Annotated in this window: 19 protein-coding genes; 5 read left to right on the forward strand and 14 right to left on the reverse strand. The window is 63.1% G+C overall.

From position 1 onward, the window contains the following. The first annotated feature begins 230 nt into the window (after positions 1–230). The 5 genes from KFF05_01590 to KFF05_01610 all read left to right on the forward strand — a co-directional run bounded on the left by KFF05_01590 (position 231) and on the right by KFF05_01610 (position 5,628). Positions 231–1,190 (forward strand): TAXI family TRAP transporter solute-binding subunit, encoded by a 960-nt coding sequence (locus KFF05_01590; protein UTW52108.1) that lies wholly within the window; start codon positions 231–233, stop codon positions 1,188–1,190. A 141-nt stretch (positions 1,191–1,331) separates the two neighbouring features. Continuing rightward, a complete protein-coding gene (locus KFF05_01595; protein ID UTW52109.1) occupies positions 1,332–3,329 on the forward strand; it encodes a TRAP transporter permease in 1,998 nt (665 codons plus the stop codon). After that, positions 3,329–3,559 (forward strand): hypothetical protein, encoded by a 231-nt coding sequence (locus KFF05_01600; protein UTW52110.1) that lies wholly within the window; start codon positions 3,329–3,331, stop codon positions 3,557–3,559. Before KFF05_01595 ends, KFF05_01600 begins: the two co-directional genes overlap by 1 nt. A gap of 12 nt (positions 3,560–3,571) precedes the next feature. Next, on the forward strand, positions 3,572–4,534 hold the full coding sequence (locus tag KFF05_01605; protein ID UTW52111.1) for a hypothetical protein: 963 nt from the start codon (positions 3,572–3,574) through the stop codon (positions 4,532–4,534). After that, positions 4,531–5,628 carry a malate/lactate/ureidoglycolate dehydrogenase gene (locus KFF05_01610; GenBank protein ID UTW52112.1) on the forward strand — a complete coding sequence of 366 codons (1,098 nt, stop codon included), beginning with the start codon at positions 4,531–4,533 and terminating at the stop codon, positions 5,626–5,628. Before KFF05_01605 ends, KFF05_01610 begins: the two co-directional genes overlap by 4 nt. 9 nt (positions 5,629–5,637) lie before the next feature. Here KFF05_01610 and KFF05_01615 read toward each other — a convergent pair whose 3' ends face one another. From KFF05_01615 to KFF05_01680, 14 genes are all read right to left on the reverse strand, one after another. Further along, positions 5,638–6,360: a Crp/Fnr family transcriptional regulator gene (locus tag KFF05_01615; protein UTW53535.1), complete on the reverse strand. Its 723-nt coding sequence runs from the start codon at positions 6,358–6,360 to the stop codon at positions 5,638–5,640. Positions 6,361–6,417: 57 nt separating this feature from the next. Further along, positions 6,418–7,044, reverse strand: a complete 627-nt coding sequence (locus tag KFF05_01620) for a c-type cytochrome (GenBank protein UTW52113.1) — start codon at positions 7,042–7,044, stop codon at positions 6,418–6,420. A 22-nt stretch (positions 7,045–7,066) separates the two neighbouring features. Then, complete coding sequence (locus KFF05_01625) at positions 7,067–7,621, reverse strand: copper chaperone PCu(A)C (protein ID UTW52114.1); 555 nt, start codon at positions 7,619–7,621, stop codon at positions 7,067–7,069. Then, a complete protein-coding gene (locus tag KFF05_01630) occupies positions 7,622–8,239 on the reverse strand; it encodes an SCO family protein (GenBank protein UTW52115.1) in 618 nt (205 codons plus the stop codon). It lies immediately after the preceding gene. 23 nt (positions 8,240–8,262) lie between these two features. Beyond that, entirely contained in the window at positions 8,263–9,120 is an 858-nt protein-coding gene (locus KFF05_01635) for an ABC transporter ATP-binding protein (protein UTW52116.1), read from the reverse strand. Then, entirely contained in the window at positions 9,117–9,815 is a 699-nt protein-coding gene (locus KFF05_01640) for a hypothetical protein (protein UTW52117.1), read from the reverse strand. The genes KFF05_01635 and KFF05_01640 overlap by 4 nt, the downstream gene beginning before the upstream one ends. Continuing rightward, positions 9,812–10,732 (reverse strand): ABC transporter permease, encoded by a 921-nt coding sequence (locus KFF05_01645; GenBank protein ID UTW53536.1) that lies wholly within the window; start codon positions 10,730–10,732, stop codon positions 9,812–9,814. The genes KFF05_01640 and KFF05_01645 overlap by 4 nt, the downstream gene beginning before the upstream one ends. 141 nt (positions 10,733–10,873) lie before the next feature. After that, positions 10,874–12,238 (reverse strand): ABC transporter substrate-binding protein, encoded by a 1,365-nt coding sequence (locus KFF05_01650; GenBank protein UTW52118.1) that lies wholly within the window; start codon positions 12,236–12,238, stop codon positions 10,874–10,876. Between the two features lie 341 nt (positions 12,239–12,579). Then, positions 12,580–13,131, reverse strand: a complete 552-nt coding sequence (locus KFF05_01655) for a TlpA family protein disulfide reductase (GenBank protein UTW52119.1) — start codon at positions 13,129–13,131, stop codon at positions 12,580–12,582. An 11-nt stretch (positions 13,132–13,142) separates the two neighbouring features. Further along, positions 13,143–13,886 (reverse strand): GntR family transcriptional regulator, encoded by a 744-nt coding sequence (locus KFF05_01660; GenBank protein ID UTW52120.1) that lies wholly within the window; start codon positions 13,884–13,886, stop codon positions 13,143–13,145. Positions 13,887–13,939: 53 nt separating this feature from the next. Next, positions 13,940–14,902 carry a HEAT repeat domain-containing protein gene (locus KFF05_01665; GenBank protein UTW52121.1) on the reverse strand — a complete coding sequence of 321 codons (963 nt, stop codon included), beginning with the start codon at positions 14,900–14,902 and terminating at the stop codon, positions 13,940–13,942. Between the two features lie 17 nt (positions 14,903–14,919). Then, positions 14,920–15,153: a ferredoxin family protein gene (locus KFF05_01670; protein UTW52122.1), complete on the reverse strand. Its 234-nt coding sequence runs from the start codon at positions 15,151–15,153 to the stop codon at positions 14,920–14,922. A gap of 44 nt (positions 15,154–15,197) precedes the next feature. Beyond that, the gene (locus KFF05_01675) at positions 15,198–16,937 is read right to left on the reverse strand and encodes a fumarate reductase/succinate dehydrogenase flavoprotein subunit (GenBank protein ID UTW52123.1); all 1,740 of its coding nucleotides are present in this window, start codon (positions 16,935–16,937) and stop codon (positions 15,198–15,200) included. A gap of 121 nt (positions 16,938–17,058) precedes the next feature. After that, the gene (locus KFF05_01680; protein ID UTW52124.1) at positions 17,059–17,400 is read right to left on the reverse strand and encodes a DUF971 domain-containing protein; all 342 of its coding nucleotides are present in this window, start codon (positions 17,398–17,400) and stop codon (positions 17,059–17,061) included. Positions 17,401–17,456: the final 56 nt, after the last annotated feature.

The raw sequence follows: 17,456 nt of genomic DNA on the forward strand, positions 1-17,456 counted from the left end.
CTTCAACCACTTCTCCCGTTTTTCCGGGCGCGTGCTCTGGAGCGCTCAGCGCCGGCATCTTGGCGGGTTCGCGGGGCCAAGTCAAAATTTGTCCTTTAAATTGACATGTTGTCGTCGGGACACTAACAATTTTGTCTGGTGCATTCTTTAGGCCGATGCGCCCGATAAAAATACGCTACCCCAGAAAACATCCGGCCGAAGACGTCTTTGATCCTTTTGGGAGGACTCCAATGAAAAAGTTTGTGAAGGTTGTATTGCTCGCGGCACCTCTGGTGATGGCGGGGCATATTTCGGCCAAGGCCGATGAATTCGTCCGCATCGTTTCCGGCCCGTCCGGCGGCAGCTGGTATCCGCTGGGCGCCAAGATGGCGGAAATCTTCGGCAAGATCGGCGGCCTGTCCGTGTCCAACGGCCCGGGCGGCGGCGTCAGCAATGTGCTCGACGTCAACAAGAAAGAAGCGGAACTGGGCTGGACCTACGGCCATACCGCGTTCGACGGCTACAAGGGCAATGCCCCGGTGTTCAAGTCGAAGAACCCGAACATTCGCCATATCGCGACCCTTTACCCGGCCGGTGTGCAGACCGCCGTTCCGGCCAATTCCAAGATCATGTCCTATGCCGATCTGAAGGATAAGAACCTCAGCCCCGGCAAGCTGAAATGGTCCGGCTATGCCGCGGCGCAGCTGATCTTCGGCAAGTACGGCTTCACCGTCGACGACGTGAAGAAGAACGGCGGCACGGTCCACCACGTCGGTTATTCCGATTCCGTCTCACTGATGAAGGACGGCCACATCGACGCATTCACGGCGGTGACCAGCGTGCCGCAGGCGTCGTTCCTTGATCTGGAATTCTCGCCGGGCATCCGCTTCATTGGCGTCGACGACAAGATCCTGGCCGACATCCTTTCGGAAAACCCGGGCTACATCAAAATCACCATGACCAAGGATCACTACAAGAGCATCGAAAAGCCGACCCCGATCCTGGGCGCGGTGACGATCATGGTGGCCAACAAGGACGTGTCGGAAGACACGGTCTACAAGATGACCAAGGCGCTGTGGGAACATCATGGCGATCTGGTTCAGGTCAAGAAGGTGTGGGAGTCCGTGAAGCTGGAAAACGCGCTTCTCGGCGCGGCGCTTCCGATCCATCCGGGCGCCAAGAAGTATTACGACGAAAAAGGCGTTAAGTAACGGCCCCTAGGGGATAGTGGATGTCATCGGCGCGGCGGACTGGTTTCCGCCGCGCCAGCATTCATCGTGCGGCGGGTCTGCCTGTCTTCGTTCTTGCCGCGTGGTTTTATCCCCTAAGGCCCGTGCTGATCCGGCACACCCATGACAGATAAACAAACCGATTTGCCCGAAGCCCTGCACTACGACGAAGTGCGGGAATTCTCCGTTCTTGAACATGCGCTGATGCGCCGCGGCTACGATCTGGTGACTTGGATCGCGCTGACCGTCGCGACCATCGCCATCGCGCTGGCCCTGTTTCATCTTTACGTCGCCGTTTTCGGCACGCCGCAATCGCGGGCTTTCCGTTCCACGCATCTGACCGGAATGATGGTGCTGGCGGTGCTGCTGTTCCCGCTCGGCCGAAAATCCTGGCGCGATCACCCGTCCACGCCCTTGCAATGGGGCGGTTTCGGAATTGACGCGCTTCTGGTGTTCGCGGTCCTTGCGGTGCAGGTCTACACGCTGTGGGACCTGGACGCATTTTCCCAGCGCGAAGGGGAATTGATCGATTCCGATCTGTGGATGGGCTTTTTGCTGATCTTCCTGGTCATGGAAACGACGCGCCGCTCCGTCGGTTTGCCCATGGTCATTGTGACCTCGTTCTTCGTCGTTCATTCGCTCTACGCGGATAAGTTCGGCGGCTTCCTTTACGGCCCGCCGACGTCGGTCACCAAATATATCGACATTCTGTTCATTCGCTCCGAAGGTATGTTCGGCATCCCGATATCCGTCGCCGCGACCTATATCGTGCTGTTCATCATTTTCGGCGCCATCCTGATCCGCACGGGTGCGGGGCGCATGCTCATCGACCTTGCCATCGCGCTGACCGGCCATCGCCGGGGCGGGCCGGCCAAGGCGTCGGTGGTGGCGAGTGCCTTCCTCGGCACCGTGTCCGGGTCCGCCGTTGCCAACGTGGTGACGACCGGGTCGTTCACCATTCCCCTGATGCGCAAGCTCGGCTACCGGCCCAAGTTCGCCGCCGCGGTCGAGGCCTGTGCGTCGTCGGGCGGGCAGATCACGCCGCCGATCATGGGGGCTGCCGCCTTCATCATCGCCGAATTCATGCACGTCAGCTATCTCACGGTGATCATCGCCGCGATCATTCCGACGCTGCTGTACTTCGCGACCATCTATTTCATGGTCGACATCGAGGCCGAAAAGGACGGCATCAAACGCCTGGACAAGCGCACCCTGCCGCGCGCCATGAACGTGCTGAAACACGGTTGGCATCAGTTGCTGACTCTCGGTGTCCTGGTCGGCCTGTTGGCCTGGGGCTATTCGCCCATGCTGTCGGCGTTCTGGGCCATCGTGACCCTGATCGTCCTCAGCTTCCGTGACCCGCTTACCCGGATGAGCCCCGTTGATCTGCTGTCGGCGCTGGAATCCGGCGTGCGCGCGGCGATGCCGGTGACCGTGGCTTGCGCCTGCGCCGGGATCATCATCGGCTCCATCTTCGTGTCGGGTCTGGGCCTCAAGTTCACCAACGAAGTGATCAACATGGCCGACGGCAGCCTGTTCATTCTGCTGGCGTTGACCGGTGTTGCGGCCATCATCCTCGGCATGGGGATGACGACCACCGCCGTCTACATCACTGTGGCGGCGCTGATCGTGCCGTCGCTAATTCATCTCAAGGTCGAACCCATGGCGGCGCATATGTTCGCCTTCTATTACGGCGTGGTGTCGACCATCACGCCGCCGGTGGCGCTGGCGTCCTTCGCGGCGGCGGCCATTGCCGGATCAAGTCCCATGGGGACGGCTGTGGAATCGGCGCGCATCGGCATCGCAAAATATCTGGTGCCGTTTGCGTTCGTCTATAACCCGGCCCTGCTGTTCGAAGGCCCGCTTTGGCTGACCTGCCTGTCGGCGGTATCCGCCTTCATCAGCCTGTGGGGCCTGTCGGTGGTGCTCGAAGGCTGGTTCAAGGGCCCGCTCAACCCCGCCATGCGGGCGATCATCGGGGTACTGTCGATCATGGCCTTGTTGCCGCCGATGGAACCGCTGATCGATGGCGTGTCCAGCTTCATTCTGCCCGTGGCGGGTGCGCTTGGCATCGTTCTGTTCGCGGTCACGCGCCGCCGTCTTACTCCGGAGACCGCATAATGAAGATGTCCGATCTGTTCATCGGCCGGCCCGTCTATTGGGGGCTTGCCGCCGCCATTATCGGGGTGCTGGCGTTCTTGGGCCTGCGTCAGGAACACGTAAAGGATTTCGTGCCGTTCCAGTTCGCTGTCCTGGCGGTCGCCCTGATCGCCGTCGGGGCCGTCATGGCGCTCTATCGTCCTGGTGAACGGGTGACCCGCGATCCGCTCGATTTCGACGACGCGTCCTAAGGCCGGCATATCATGGCGACCATATTTGTCGAAGGCCCCATGCATGCGCGGGGGATGGAACTGCTGTCCCTGCGTGATGGTCTGGACGTTCGCCTTGAACAGGGCCTGACCCCGGACAGCCTGATGGAGGCCATCAAGGACGCCGACGCGGTCATCCTGCGGCTGACGCCGTTGACTGCCCAGGCCATCGCGGGGGCGGCCAATCTCAAGGTCGTCTCACGCCTGGGCGTCGGCTATGACCATGTCGACGTTGCGGCGCTCAGCGCGCGGGGCATTCCGCTGGCCATCGTCGGCGACGCGCTGGCGGCTTCCGTGGCCGAGCACACGGTGCTGCTGATGCTGGGCCTCGGCCGCCAGATCGCGGTCATGGACCGCTACACACGCACGGGCCGATATGCGGAACGGTTCAAAAGCCAGACCCATGAACTGCTGGATAAATCCGTGCTGGTCATCGGACTTGGCGGCATCGGCGGCGAAGCGGCCAAACGCTGCGCCGCCTTCGGCATGCGGGTTGTCGCCTGCGGCCGGGAGGCGACGCGGAAAGAGGCCCAGCGCCTGGGCTATGATTACGTCGCCGATTTCCACGACGCCTTGGGTGATGTCGATTTCGTCAGCCTGCACCTGCCGGCTAACAGCGACGGCACGCCCCTTTTGGGGGCGGCCGAATTCGCAGCCATGAAACCTGGGGCCTATGTCATCAACACGGCCCGGGGCTCGTTGATCGACGAGGATGCGCTCCATGCGGCCCTGGTTTCGGGCCATCTGGGTGGGGCGGGGCTCGACGTCACCAAGGACGAGCCGCCAAAGGACGATTGCCCCCTTCTGTCCCTCGGTAACGTTCTGTTCACGCCCCACAATTCGGCCCTGACGGTCGAGACGGGTCGCCGCGTCGCGGAAACCGCCGCGCGCAACGTGCTGTCCGCATTGGACGGCACGCTTGATCCCGTCTTTGTCGTCAACAAGGACGTGCTGTGAGCGGCGCCGCGGCTCCGGTCCGCATTAAGGCGGCGGCCCTGACCGCCTTCCTGGCGGACGTCTTCCGCACCGCCGGCTGTTCGGCGGCCGAAGGCATGCGTATCGCCGAAAATTTGGTTGGCGCCAATCTGTCCGGACATGACAGTCACGGCGTCATCCGCACGCCGCGATATTTGGGTTGGCTGAAATCCGGCAACCTGGTCGCCGACCGCGAGGTTTCCGTGGTCAGCGATACGGGGGCCCTGATGATCCTCGACGGTCAGTTCGGCTTCGGCCAGACCGTGGGGCCGCAGGCCGTGGCCCGGGGCATTGACCGGGCCAAGGATTTGGGCGTCGCCGTGGTCGCTCTGCGCCATGCCGGGCATCTCGGGCGCATCGGCGCCTTTGCCGAGGTGGCGGCGGCGGAAAACCAGGTTTCGGTCCATTTCGTCAATGTCGCCGGCAGCGTTCTGGTCGCGCCCTTCGGCGGCGCCGAGCGACGCATGTCCACGGCCCCGGTCGCCATCGGCGTGCCGGGGGCGGGGGGTGCGCCGGTAATCTTGGATTTCGCGACCTCTTTGGTTGCCGAGGGCAAGGTGCTGGTCGCGTCGAAGGGCGGCAAGCCGTTGCCGGAAGGCAGCCTGATCGGGCCTGACGGCCAACCCAGCGCCGACCCGGTCATGCTCTACGGTCCCAGCGACCCGGCGGTGCAACCCAATTCGCGCAACGGCGCCGGGGCATTGGTCGCCATGGGGGGGCACAAGGGATCGGGCCTCGCCCTGATGTGCGAATTGCTGGCGGGGGCGCTCACGGGCTCGGGCGCCACCGGGCCCGGTTACGACAAGATCTATAACGGGATGCTGTCGATCTACATGTCCCGCGACCGTTTCGGCGCGGAGGACGATTATGCCCGCGAACTCCGCCGCTACATCGACTATGTGAAAAGCGCCAAGCCCGTCGCCGGCGGCAGCGAAGTTCTGGTTCCCGGCGAGCCCGAAGCCCGTATGCGCGACGCCCGGCTTTCGGGCGGCATTCCCCTGGCCCCCGATGCCTGGGACGCCATTGCCGGCGCCGGGCGGGACCTTGGGGTCAGCCCGCCGGCACCCCTTTCCTAGGGACGTTCGTCAGGAATCGGCGAGGTCTTCCAGCGTATCCGGCTTGCGGATCACGATCATGCGGCCGCGGATCAGGATCACCTTGTCCTTCTGCCAGCGGTCGAGGGTCGTCGTCACCCATTGCCGGGTCGAGCCGACGATATCCGCCAACTGATCGTGGGTGACCCGACGGTCGATCAGTATGCCTTCGACGTCATCCCGGCCGTGAACCTGCCCCATGATTTTCAGCAATTGGGCCAGGCGCTGCGCGACGGAACGGGTGCCCAGCATCTGCACCAGTTGGGAATAGCATTTTCCTTTGGCGACCAGGGCGTCGATCAGGCAGAGCGCGAAGATCGGCATGCGTTCGATCAGGTCGCGGACCACGGCCCCTGACAGCGCCATGACGCGGGAATCCTCCATGGCCTCGCCGGACCATAGATGGATGCCGCCGCCGAACACCTCGGGCCCGCCGATGAAATGCCCCGGCGTCCAATAGGCGAGCGTCAACTCGCGCCCCGACGGCCCGGTGCAGAAGGTGCGCACGCGCCCGCTTTCGATTAGATAGATGCCTTCGTGCCGATCGCCCTGATGGAAGATGCCCTCGCCGCGCCGGGCCTTGATGGTGGACCCGCGCGAACGGATGAAAGTGACTTCCTCCATGCTCAAACGGTCAAGAAAGGTCGATCCCTCGTTCAGGTCCGACATGCTTTCCGACAAGAACAGGGCAGAAAGGGGTTCGTCCGTGGCCATATCCTTGGTCTCGATCACGCGTAGCCGGGGCGGGATTTTGGTCATCACGCCCTTGTCCTAGTTTCTCGGCACGGCGGCGAGATAGCTGCCGACGGCCCGAATATCCGCATCGCTCAGTTTCGCCGCGACCCCGGCCATGACGCCGCCGGGATCGTTCGCGCGGTCGCCCGAGCGGAAATCCGTCAACTGTTTTATCACATAGTCGGCGTGTTGCGCCTCAAGCCTGGGGGCGCCCGATTGCGCCACCTTGTCCTTACCGTGACAGGACGTGCAGGCGGGTAGGCCGCGCACCGCGTCACCCGTGAGGTACAGCGCCCGCCCGGCCTTGCGGTCGCGGTCCGGCGGCGGGTCGGCGGGTGGTGGCGGGGGCAGGACGCCGAAGTATTTGGCGACCACGGGAATGTCCTTTTCCGCGATCAGGCCGGCCATGCCCTGCATCTGTTCGCCGTCGTTGGTCCGCTTGGCGACGCGGAAATCCCGGATCTGCTTTTCGATATAGGCCGGCACCTGCCCCGCAAGCTTGGGGAACTTGGCCATGCGCGACACGCCGTCCAGGGAATGGCAGAGGGCGCAATTTTCCCACGGCTTCAGGCTGCTCTCGTCAATCATCCCGGCCCGCGCGGAGGGGGTGCAGAGCATCACGGCAAGGACGGCGGTAAGGCCGAGAGAGAAAACGCGGATCACGCGAAATGCCCCAATCTGCCGGTCATGACCCTTTGTGATCGTGGTCCATATGGTCGTGGTTCATGGGGGCCGCCCCGCGCTTGCGAACCTCGGCCTTGACCGTGACGGCCGTACCGTCGTCCAGAGTCAGCGTCAGATCGACCGTATCGCCCTGGGCCATGGGCTTTTTGGGCCCCATCAGCATGATGTGCAGGCCGTGGGGCTTGAACGCCACGGATGATTCCGCCGGTAATTCGACTTGCGCCAGGTGCTGCATGATATTGACGCCGTCCTTCACTTGGCTGGCGTGCATGGCCGCCGAGGCATACTGGGGACTGTGCACCGCCGTTACCGCGCGAAGATCCGCGCCGTGGTTCATCAGCACCAGATAGGCCGCATGGGCCTTCACCCCCGGCGGGGCGACGGGCACCCAGGCGTCCATGGCCATGACCGGGCCCTGATGGGATGTGGTCTTGGCTTCCGCCGTCTGGGTTTTGAGAAAGGCATGGGCTTCGCAGGCCTGAACCGTCTGGGCAGCAAGGGTCATGGCCGCGCCGGTCAGGCAGCCGAGGCATGTTTTATACAGGTTCAATGTCATTCAATTGCTCCTTTGCGCACGGACATAGGCGATCTGCTTGCGGGCCAGGTATTCGGCGACCTCGCCGGGGTCCAGCGGCGGCGACAGCTTGGCATGGACGCGCCCGTCCGGCCCGGTGACGATGACGCTGGCGCTGTGCTGCACCTCGTAGTCGCCGTCTTTCTTGGCCTTACCGATGCGGTAGAATCCGTCGATGCCTTTGACCAGCTTGGCGAGTTCCTCATGGCTGCCGGTCACGCCGACGAAGTTCGGATCGAAATGGGCCACGTAGTCGGCCATCACCGGCGTGTCGCGCCCGGGGTCGACGCCGACGAACACGACCTGGGGTAGGTTGTCCGGGCGCACGCGGAGCGTCATCTGGTTGATGACTTCGACGATGTTGGACAGCACGAAGGGACAGACATCCGGACAGGACGTGAAGCCGATGGTGGTCAGCGACCAATGGCCTTTGTAGCTTTCGGCCGTGAATGGCTGGCTCTTGTGATCAGACAGGGCAAAAGCCGGCAGCGTTTCGGGCTTGTCCGGTTCGACCACACGGATTTCCGCCCACCCTGGTGAGGCGCCGAGGCCGAAGGCGAGGGCGGACGCAGCGAGGGAGAGGATGCGGCGGCGGACCATGGGTAAGGGCTCCTTGCTCCGGGTCAGTGGTTCTGCTGGTCGAAGGCGCGCAGGCTTTCGCTGCGGATGCGTTCCATGCAGCGGCGTTTCAACGCGACGAAGGTTTCGTCGGTGTAGATTTCCGGTGTGCGCGGGCGCGCGATATCGACCTTGAAATCGTCGATGATGCGCCCGGGGGCCGCACTCATCACGACCACCCGGTCGGCCAGGAATACGGCCTCGTCCACATCGTGGGTCACGAACATGACCGTGGTGCCGAAGTCCTCCCAGATGCGCAGAAGGTTTTCCTGCATCATCAGCCGGGTCTGTGCGTCCAGCGCACCGAACGGTTCGTCCATCAGCAGGACGGAAGGATAGTTGGCGAGGGCACGGGCAATGCCCACGCGCTGCTGCATGCCGCCTGACAGTTCCGACGGGTAATGCTTCGCGAAGCGCGACAGCCCGACCATGTTGAGGAAGGTATAGGCGATGGATTGTGCTTCTGATCGAGTGTGGCCGGCAAGCAGCGGACCGAAGGCGACGTTGTCGCGCACGGTCTTCCACGGCATCAGGGAATATTGCTGGAACACCATGCCGCGATCGGGGCCAGGCTGGGTCACGGCCTTGCCATCGACCTTGACCGCGCCGGCTGTCGGCTGAACGAAGCCCGCGACGGAATTCAGCAAGGTCGACTTGCCGCAGCCCGAAGGACCCAGGATACAGAGGAATTCGCCCGGTTGTACGTCCAGGGTCGTGCGTTCCACGGCCGTATGGGCATCGGCGCCGGATCCAAACACCACCGCCACGTCATCAATGGTGACGTGGCCTTTGCCTTCACTGGATCGGCGGGCATCGGCTTCCGTATCCCTGTCGCGGGTCAGGCTGATGATATTGGCGATCATTGGGGGGCTCCCATGGCTGATTTCGGGTAGGGGGTTTCATTTGTGTTCGCGGCGGCCTTGGCATCGCCCGAAAGAACGTAAAGAGAGGCCAGCAGCAGCACGAAACCGGCGTATTCGATCCACCAGCCGAACTGTTCCAGCCACAGGGAGGACGACACGCCCAACCCCAGGATCGCCAGCCCGACGACCCAGCTGGGCGTGGCGCAGCAGACGACCCAGGCCAGGGTGACGTTGGTCATGGCGACCAGTGCGGCCCCCAGGCCGCCGGCAGCCCCAGCACCGCCCAGGCGGGCCGATGAGCATTGCGCTCGGCGCCCGGCCACCAGCGTCGTCAGAGTGGCGACCAAGCCGCCCAGCAGACAGACGACCAGAACCTTGGCCGGGTTGATGTTCAGGCTCCATTCGGAAATGCCGTTGCCGAAGTCGTAATTCATGCGCCCGACCTCGAACAGCCATTCCTGCGCGATGATCGTGCCGATGTCGGAAAGCGACGGGGTTGCGCGGATGATCTCGGCGACGTTGCCCAGCCAGTCATAGGTGACGGTATAGTTGGGCCAGGCCTGGAAACGGGTGACCAGGGCAATGAACATCACAAGGTAATAGACGACGGGAAAGCCCAGCGTGACGGCCAGCCACAGACGCGGACGCGCGGCGACCGCGCCCCTGATGCGTCGTGCCCGGCCGGCGGCCGTCATCGCGACCGCCGCTGCCAGCCGAGCAGCGGCCGGGTCGCCAGCCGCACGGCATAGGTCGAGAGTGTTCCCAGGCCGCCGATCATCAGCATGCCGACGACGATGTCCGGATAGTTGATCAGCGAGTAGGCGTTCCAGGTGAAATAGCCGATGCCATACTGGCCCGAGATGATTTCCCCGGCCAGCAGAGAGAACCAGGAAACCCCCATGCCGATGGCAAGGCCGGCGGTGATGGAGGGCAGGGCCGCGGGAATGACCACATGCCAGAAGATTTCGCGCCGGTTGGCGCCAAGGGACTTGGCCGCGCGGATCAGCACGTCCGGCGTCAGCTCGGCCCCATGCGCCGTGTTCAGGATGATGGGAAACAGGGCACCTAAGAAGGTGATGTAGATGATCGAGCTTTCCTCGGTCGGCCACATCAGGATGGCCAGCGGAATCCAGGCCACGGCCGGGATCGGGCGCAGAATTTCGATATAGGGGGAGATCACGTCGCGGGCCAGGCGCGAGCGGCCGATCATGAGACCCAGCAGAATGCCGAGCCCGACGGCGCTCATGTAGCCGATGACGATGCGCTGCATCGACACCGCGATGTGGATGTAGAATTCGGTGGAATGGACATGCGCGACGAAGGCGGTCCAGACTTTGAGCGGCGAGGGAACGTTTTCGAAGTTGATGAAATAATTGAATTTTGTTTCCGTCGCGACATGCCAGACCAGAACGCCCAGGGCCAGCGCCGCCAGCCGGATCGACCAGGATCTGGCAAAGGGCATTAAGGCTTTGGGTTTCAGCACGGCGGCGATCAGGACGCCGACGGCTTCCTTGGGCGTGACGGGCTGACGGGCTTCGGCGTCGCGGGTGGCAAGGGCGGCGTCTGCGCCGGCCTGGGCGTCAGCTTGCGGTTCTGGAATGGGAGCGTTCATCGCACCGGTATCTCCGTGGTTTCGGTCGTCGTCTTGCTGGATGCTCATCGCCGTCTTCGGGCTTTCTCGGGGGCCGACCAGGGGCCGGGAAAAACGGCGGGACGAAGGCCTGGGCCTCCGTCCCGCCGGTCAGGCGTGTGATCAGCTGGATTTCATGCCGATCGCGTCTTCGAAGGTGATGACCTTGCCGTCGATGGTGCCGGCGTACTTTTCGGCTTCGCCGCGGCGCAGGAATGTCGCGAACTCACCCTTCGGCGTGACGACCCAGAAGGCGGTCTTGCCGAACAGCTTCAGCCCGGTTTCCTTATCGTAGACGTAGGTGGAATTGATCTTCGCACCCGTGGCGCGGAACTTGGCGATGGCGCCCAGGAATTCGGGCAGGGTCGCGTATGCCTTGATCCCGTCGCGGGCATGCCAGATCTCGTTGGGCAGGCCGGCGTTCGCTTCGACCGGATCGACGACCGCGGCCTTGTCCTTGTCGTAATCCACGCCCATGTCCTTATAGGCAGCGCGGATGTACTTCTCGGTGATCCAGTCACCGAAATCGAGCGGCGGAATCGCCTTTTCCTTGACCAGAACCGTGTGATCGAACTTCAGCGCTTCGGTCCAGGCGGGTTTGATGGTCGGATCGAGGGACAGATGCCCCCCCTTCGAGAAGTAGATGTAGAGCACTTCCTTCTCGACACCCGTCCATTTTTCCATCAGGTCGGTGGCGCGGATGGGATCTTCCTTGATCCACTTGCCGGCGTCGTAGACGGCCTTGATGAAGGCCTGAACCACTTCCGGATAATCGTCGGCCAGATCCTTGCGCACGACGACGCCGTGCAGATACGGCACGCCGGCTTCCGAGCCGTCATAGATCTTGCGGCCGGTGCCACGGAATTCCATGATTTCCGACCAGGGACAGAAGTCCGAATGGGCGTCGATCTTGCCCGCGGCGATGTTGGCCGCACCCACGGCGGGGCTCTGGTTCTTCAACTGGAACTTGATGTTGTTGTCCTGGGCGGCCTTCAGCAGCATGCCCCAGGCGGCGGAGCCCACGGGCGTGGACACTTCCTTGCCTTCAAGATCGCCGATCTTGTAGAGGTCCGACTTCACGGGCACCACGATGGCGTTGCCCGATCCCTTCAGGTTGTAGCCGGTGCCCGCGACATAGTAGGTGCGCAGGCTATCCGTGGCCTGGAATTTGGCGCCGTTGACGATCAGGGGATAGTCGCCCATCACGCCGATGTTCAGCTTGTTGGCCATCATCTGATTGGTGATGGGGCCGCCGGAAGAATAGTCGGCCCAGCTGATGTCGTAGTCGACGTCCTTGTACTTGCCGGTCTTGGGCAGGTGTTTTTCAAGAAGCTTCAGCTCCTTGACGACGATGCCCGCCGTATAGGTGTCGGTACACATGCTTTGATGGCCGATGGCCACCTTGATGGTCTTGGCCTGGGCCGGTGCCGCCGCTGTCACCGCCAATAAGGCCCCTAATGCCAATCCCTGCGTTACGTGCCTGAGCATTGTTGAATTCTCCTTTGCTCTGCATCAAAGTTGTCTCGTTACGGCCTCTATAGGTGCAATTAGCTTGCCAGATTTCGCATCTGCAAAATAAAATTAACTAATTGAAATAAAACGATAAATTGTCGATATTGCGTCGCATTTGCTGCATTGTGGGCAGGTTATGATTATTTTTTAATCGATGTCATATTTCTGTGTAATTTTTAATCATTTACGTCTCCGCCGAAATGATACAAGTTATTGGAATTCTGGCGTTTCCGGGCCGCCTGGGGGCCTTCGGATAGGCCGTAGATGGGGGGCGTTTCGAGAACTGTGTTTGGCGTGAATCCGTATCCCGAAAAGGGTCAGCGGACAGCGTTCGCGATCCGGTTTTCGAACCACTGGACAACCGGTCGCGCGGCCCATTCGCGGGCGCCGATCGCCGCATGGGTAATGGTGCCGTCGGGGCCGACTAGGAACGTCGCGGGCAGCGCCTGAACATGCCATGCACGACCGACGGCGGATTGGCGATCCATGACAATGGTCAGTTCGCCCACATCCACTTGCTTCAGGAACCGCGCGACGGCGTCCGGTTTGTCGCCCAGGTTCACGGCGACAACGTCGAGCCCCTGCCCCGCCATCTGTTTTTTCAGCCGGGCCAGCGCCGGCATTTCGGTGCGGCAAGGTGCGCACCACAGCGCCCAGAAGTTGATCAGCGTGAACTTGCCCTTGCGGTCGCTCAGGGAAAACGGGGTTCCGTCAAGCCGCGGCAGGTTGATGGCCGGGGCGGCAATGGGGGTCGGCGCCGCCGCCAGGGGAGCGGCGCCATCGGCGATTGCCGGAAGCCCGAAAAGAAAGGCCGCCGCGAAGATCGCGGCGGCAAGTCGGTGGCTGTGCGGAAAGGTGTGAGGGCGCATGGTGCCGAGAGCTACCAGCGGCCGATCCGGGTGCGGTATCGAAAGGCCTCGGCGACGGCGTGGCGGATGCAGAAATCGATGGCGACGCCGTTGACGTCGACGTTGATCTGTTCCGTGCGCACGACCGTGGCGCCCGGTTCGATCTCAAGATGTTGGGCCAGCTTGGGCGCCGCCTTGACCATGTCCATGACGACGTCGCCGAAGGCTATCGACACGCCGCGCGATTGTTCCAGAAGGGTGCAGACGTCGCTTGATTCAAGGTCGCGGTCGGAAAGCAGGCGGCCGACCTCGGGCAGAAGGTAGCGTTCCTCGAAACAGATGGGGGCCGCGTTGGCCAGGCGCAGACGGCGAACCAGGGTGACAAGGCTCGACGGCGGCAAGGCCAGTGCCTGACGGACCTGACTGTTGGCCTTGATCTCGGCCCGTTCGAGCAATTGCGCTGTGGCCTGAAGACCGTTCGGGCCAAGCGCTTCGCCCAATCCGCGCAGTCGGCGCATGTCCAGCTCGGCCTTGATGCCGCGCACGAAATGGCCCTGGCCCTGATGGCTTTCGACCATGCCCGATTTCTTGAGCGCGTCGAGGGCATGACGCACGGTGACCCGCGACACGCCAAACCTGGCGACCAGGGAATGTTCCGACGGCAGCCGCCCCCCCGGCTGAAAGTCGCCGGTGTTGATCCGCCGCGCCAGCCAATCACGGACCACCACGTATTTCGGAAGCGCGGTTGTTTCCTGGGTCACGATGTTCTGGGTCACGTGGTTCATAACGGGGAACGGGCCGGTTGCGGGTGACGGGGACGGGCGGTGTTTTATTCGGCGCGGATCTGGCCGAGCGCCCAGCGGATATTCTTGCGGACGTCCGGGTCGGGATCGTCGAGATGCGCTTCGAGGGCGGGAACGGCCTTGGGCGAGGCGATCTCGCCCATCGCGGCGGCGGCTTCCTTGCGCAGGTTGGAAATGTCGTGGTCGAGCGACGGCGCGATGTCGTCGATCGCTTCCGCCGCGCCCAGCTTGCCGAGAGAGCGGATGGCCTTCTGCCGAACCTGCCAGTAATCGTCGGCGAGCGCCTTGCGCAGGGCCGGAATGGCGCCCGGCGACTGCACCTTGCACAGCGTTTCGGCGGCAACCTCGCGGACCTGCCAGTCCGTATCGCTCAGCGCCTGGGCCAGGGTATCGGCGGCGGCGGCGGTCACGGAAAAGCCCAAGGCTCCCGCGGCCGTGCGGCGCACGCCGGCGTCAACGTCCTTCAGCATCGCCATCAGGGCGGGCAGGGCGTCTTCGGTTTTCAGATAACCGACGACGCTGACCGCTTCGGAGCGAACGGTGGCTTCCGGATCACCGAGGGCATCCAGTGCCGGTTTCAGGCTTTCCGGGCGTTTCAATTCGCGCAATGCCCGCAGGGCGCCGGCGCGCACGAAGGCTGATTCATGGGCGACGAACGGCAGGATCGGGTCGGCAGCCGCCGGGTCCTTCAGTTCGGCCATGCTGTCGGCGGCGGCCTGGGCCACGCCGCTGTCGGAATCGGTCAGCGCGATCAGCAGCGCTTCGGCGGTCTCCGGGCCGTCGAATTCACCCAAGGCCAGGGCGATCTGCAACCGTACTTCGCGGGCGTCGTCGGCCAGGGCCTTTTTCAGGTGTGCCACGGCGGCGGGATCGGCTGAATCGGCCAGATCCATGATGGCGACGCGGCGTGTGCCGGGATCGGGGTCTTCCAGGCGGTCGATGATATCTTCGACTTCGTCGAATTGCTCAAAGGGCTCGAATGCGGACATGGGTCGGGCTCCTTGGGTCAGCGCAGCAGGAAGGGGATGTTGACGGTGACGGCACCCGTCGGGCAATCGGCCTCGCAGGGCATGCAGTACCAGCACTCGTCGTACTTCATGAAGGCTTTGCCGGTGGCGTCCGAGATGCGCAGCACGTCCAGCGGGCAGACGTCGACGCAAACGGTGCAGCCCTTGTCGGCGATGCATTTTCCTTCGTCGACGACGACGGGGACGGATGAGGGTTGTTCAGCGAGGGGCATCGGATTTCTCCTTGGGTATGGTCTTGGTGCGGGTCCGGCGGGGGTTAGGCCTGCGCCTTGATCCGCTGCTTGTCATAGGCGTCTTTCTCTTCCTCATCGATGGGAATGATGTAGGGATCGACGTCCTTTTTCTTGATCGTCATCTGGCCGGCATCGTCCTTGGACAGGATCGAGTGGCAGAACCAGTTTTCGTTGTCGCGCTCCGGATAGTCGGCGCGGTTGTGATACAGGCCCCAGCGGCTTTCCGTGCGGAACAGGGACGCGAAGGCGGCCATGTCGGCGCAGTCCATGATCGACGAGACCTCGAGCGAGCGCATCAGCTCATGGGCGTTGCGCGCGACCATCTCGTTTTCCATGACCTCGCGGGTTTCGGCGAAGCGGTCCTGGGCGAGCTGCATCTTGCGCGTGACCTTGGGCGGCTGCAGGTAGTCGTTGACCAGACGGCGGGTCTTGTATTCGACCTGGTTGGGCGGGATGCCGTCTTCGCGCGTGGTCGGCGCCAGCACGCGTTTCTTTTCGGCGAAGATGAAGTCTTCGTCGATGTCGGCGAAATCGACCTCGTTGACGTAGTCGATGGCGTGCTCGCCGGCGACGGCGCCGTTGGTGAAGGCGCCCAGCATGTAGTTGTGCGGCACGCTGGCCATGTCGCCCGCGGCGTACAGGCCGGGGACGGTGGTGCAGGCATTGTCGTCGACATAGACGCCCGAGGCCGAATGGCCGGAACAGAAGCCGATCTCCGAGATATGCATCTCGATCATGCCGTTGCGGTAATCGTTGTTGCGGTTGACCTGGAAGCGGCCGCGGGTGGGGCGTTCGACCTCGTGCAGGATGGTTTCGATCTCGCCGATGGTCTCGTCCGCCAGGTGGTTGAGCTTGAGGAACACCGGCCCCTTGCCCGACTGCAGTTCGTTGTAGAACTCCTGCATCATCTGGCCCGACCAGTAATCGCATTCGATGAAGCGCATGCCTTCGTTGTTGGCGGTATAGCCGCCGAAGGGCCCGGCCACATAGGCGCAGGCGGGGCCGTTGTAATCCTTGATCAAGGGGTTGATCTGGAAGCATTCCAGGTTCGCGAGCCCGGCGCCGGCGTGGTACGCCATGGCGTAACCATCACCCGAGTTGGCGGCGTTCTCGTAGGTGCCGAACAGGTAGCCCGAGGTCGGCAGGCCAAGCCGCCCGGCCGCCCCCATGCACAGGATCACGGCCTTGGCGCGGACCACCAGGAATTCGGCGGTGCGCGTGTTGACGGCGATGGCGCCGGCGATGCGGCCGTCCTTGCCGGTCAGCAGGCGGGTCGCCATGTAGCGGTTGGAAATCAGCAGGCGGGCCCGCTTCAATTGGCGATACAGGGCTTTCTTCACCGTGTCGCCATTGGGCATGGGCAGCACGTAGGTGCCGATGTGGTGGACCTTCTTGACGTCGAAGTCGCCGTTCTCGTCCTTCTGGAAGCGGATGCCGAAGCCGTCAAGTTCCTGAATGATCTCGTAACAGTTCTGCGCGTACTTATAAACGGCGGCCTGGTCGACGATGCCGTCGTTGGCGACGGTGATTTCCTTCACATATTGTTCCGGCGTGGAATGGCCGGGAATGACCGCGTTGTTCAGGCCGTCCATGCCCATGGAGATGGCGCCCGACCGCTTCACGTTGGCCTTTTCCAGCAGAATGACCTTGGCGTTGGGGTTCTTTTTCTTCGCGCGGTAGGCGGCCATGGGGCCGGCCGTGCCGCCGCCGATGACCAGAATGTCGCAATCGACCTGCGATGTGCCTTCCGTGATTTCGTCCATGGGTCTGTCCTTTCGGTTTCGTTTGTTCTTGGTGCCGACGGGGCCTTTAAGGCGCGCCTGTCGGCGGGAAACTTGTCTGTAACAACCATGCTGCGCCGCAGCAGGGCGATCTGTCTGTCAACTAATTGCCAAGGCCGGAAATCGCCTCGGCTTGGGCCGTGCTCAGGCCTTGAAACGCCAGCGCGCCGATGGCGCCGCGCAGCATGTCCCAGGGATAAATGCCTTTGGCATAGCCGTCGGAGAAGGTGATGTTGATGGCATAGATGCCGACCGCTTCGACGGCGGTGATGGTCAGGCCGTCGTCGGCCGGGACGTCCCACCCTTTCAGGCGGGCACTTTCCGAACGGGCGGAGCGGCTCATCTGGCGCAGGGTGGGCGCGGTCAGGGTCTGACACACGCCGTCGGGCCAGGTGATGGCCAGCGCGGCGCGGTCGGCGGCGACGGAAATTTCTGTAGGCTGCATGGCGGGGCCTCCGGAAAAGGAGCGGATCAAGTCCGCCCGAGGGGTCGCCTGATCCA

It is taken from the genome of bacterium SCSIO 12827, from assembly GCA_024397995.1.
Lineage (GTDB): Bacteria > Pseudomonadota > Alphaproteobacteria > Rhodospirillales > Casp-alpha2 > UBA1479.

What these genes read in the sequence shown, in the direction of transcription:
- KFF05_01590 (UTW52108.1), top strand. Translation starts at nt 231, where the DNA reads ATGAAAAAGTTTGTGAAGGTTGTATTGCTCGCGGCACCTCTGGTGATG.
- KFF05_01595 (UTW52109.1), top strand. Translation starts at nt 1,332, where the DNA reads ATGACAGATAAACAAACCGATTTGCCCGAAGCCCTGCACTACGACGAA.
- KFF05_01600 (UTW52110.1), top strand. Translation starts at nt 3,329, where the DNA reads ATGAAGATGTCCGATCTGTTCATCGGCCGGCCCGTCTATTGGGGGCTT.
- KFF05_01605 (UTW52111.1), top strand. Translation starts at nt 3,572, where the DNA reads ATGGCGACCATATTTGTCGAAGGCCCCATGCATGCGCGGGGGATGGAA.
- KFF05_01615 (UTW53535.1), bottom strand. Translation starts at nt 6,360, where the DNA reads ATGGCCACGGACGAACCCCTTTCTGCCCTGTTCTTGTCGGAAAGCATG.
- KFF05_01625 (UTW52114.1), bottom strand. Translation starts at nt 7,621, where the DNA reads ATGACATTGAACCTGTATAAAACATGCCTCGGCTGCCTGACCGGCGCG.
- KFF05_01630 (UTW52115.1), bottom strand. Translation starts at nt 8,239, where the DNA reads ATGGTCCGCCGCCGCATCCTCTCCCTCGCTGCGTCCGCCCTCGCCTTC.
- KFF05_01635 (UTW52116.1), bottom strand. Translation starts at nt 9,120, where the DNA reads ATGATCGCCAATATCATCAGCCTGACCCGCGACAGGGATACGGAAGCC.
- KFF05_01640 (UTW52117.1), bottom strand. Translation starts at nt 9,815, where the DNA reads ATGACGGCCGCCGGCCGGGCACGACGCATCAGGGGCGCGGTCGCCGCG.
- KFF05_01645 (UTW53536.1), bottom strand. Translation starts at nt 10,732, where the DNA reads ATGAACGCTCCCATTCCAGAACCGCAAGCTGACGCCCAGGCCGGCGCA.
- KFF05_01650 (UTW52118.1), bottom strand. Translation starts at nt 12,238, where the DNA reads ATGCTCAGGCACGTAACGCAGGGATTGGCATTAGGGGCCTTATTGGCG.
- KFF05_01655 (UTW52119.1), bottom strand. Translation starts at nt 13,131, where the DNA reads ATGCGCCCTCACACCTTTCCGCACAGCCACCGACTTGCCGCCGCGATC.
- KFF05_01665 (UTW52121.1), bottom strand. Translation starts at nt 14,902, where the DNA reads ATGTCCGCATTCGAGCCCTTTGAGCAATTCGACGAAGTCGAAGATATC.
- KFF05_01670 (UTW52122.1), bottom strand. Translation starts at nt 15,153, where the DNA reads ATGCCCCTCGCTGAACAACCCTCATCCGTCCCCGTCGTCGTCGACGAA.
- KFF05_01675 (UTW52123.1), bottom strand. Translation starts at nt 16,937, where the DNA reads ATGGACGAAATCACGGAAGGCACATCGCAGGTCGATTGCGACATTCTG.
- KFF05_01680 (UTW52124.1), bottom strand. Translation starts at nt 17,400, where the DNA reads ATGCAGCCTACAGAAATTTCCGTCGCCGCCGACCGCGCCGCGCTGGCC.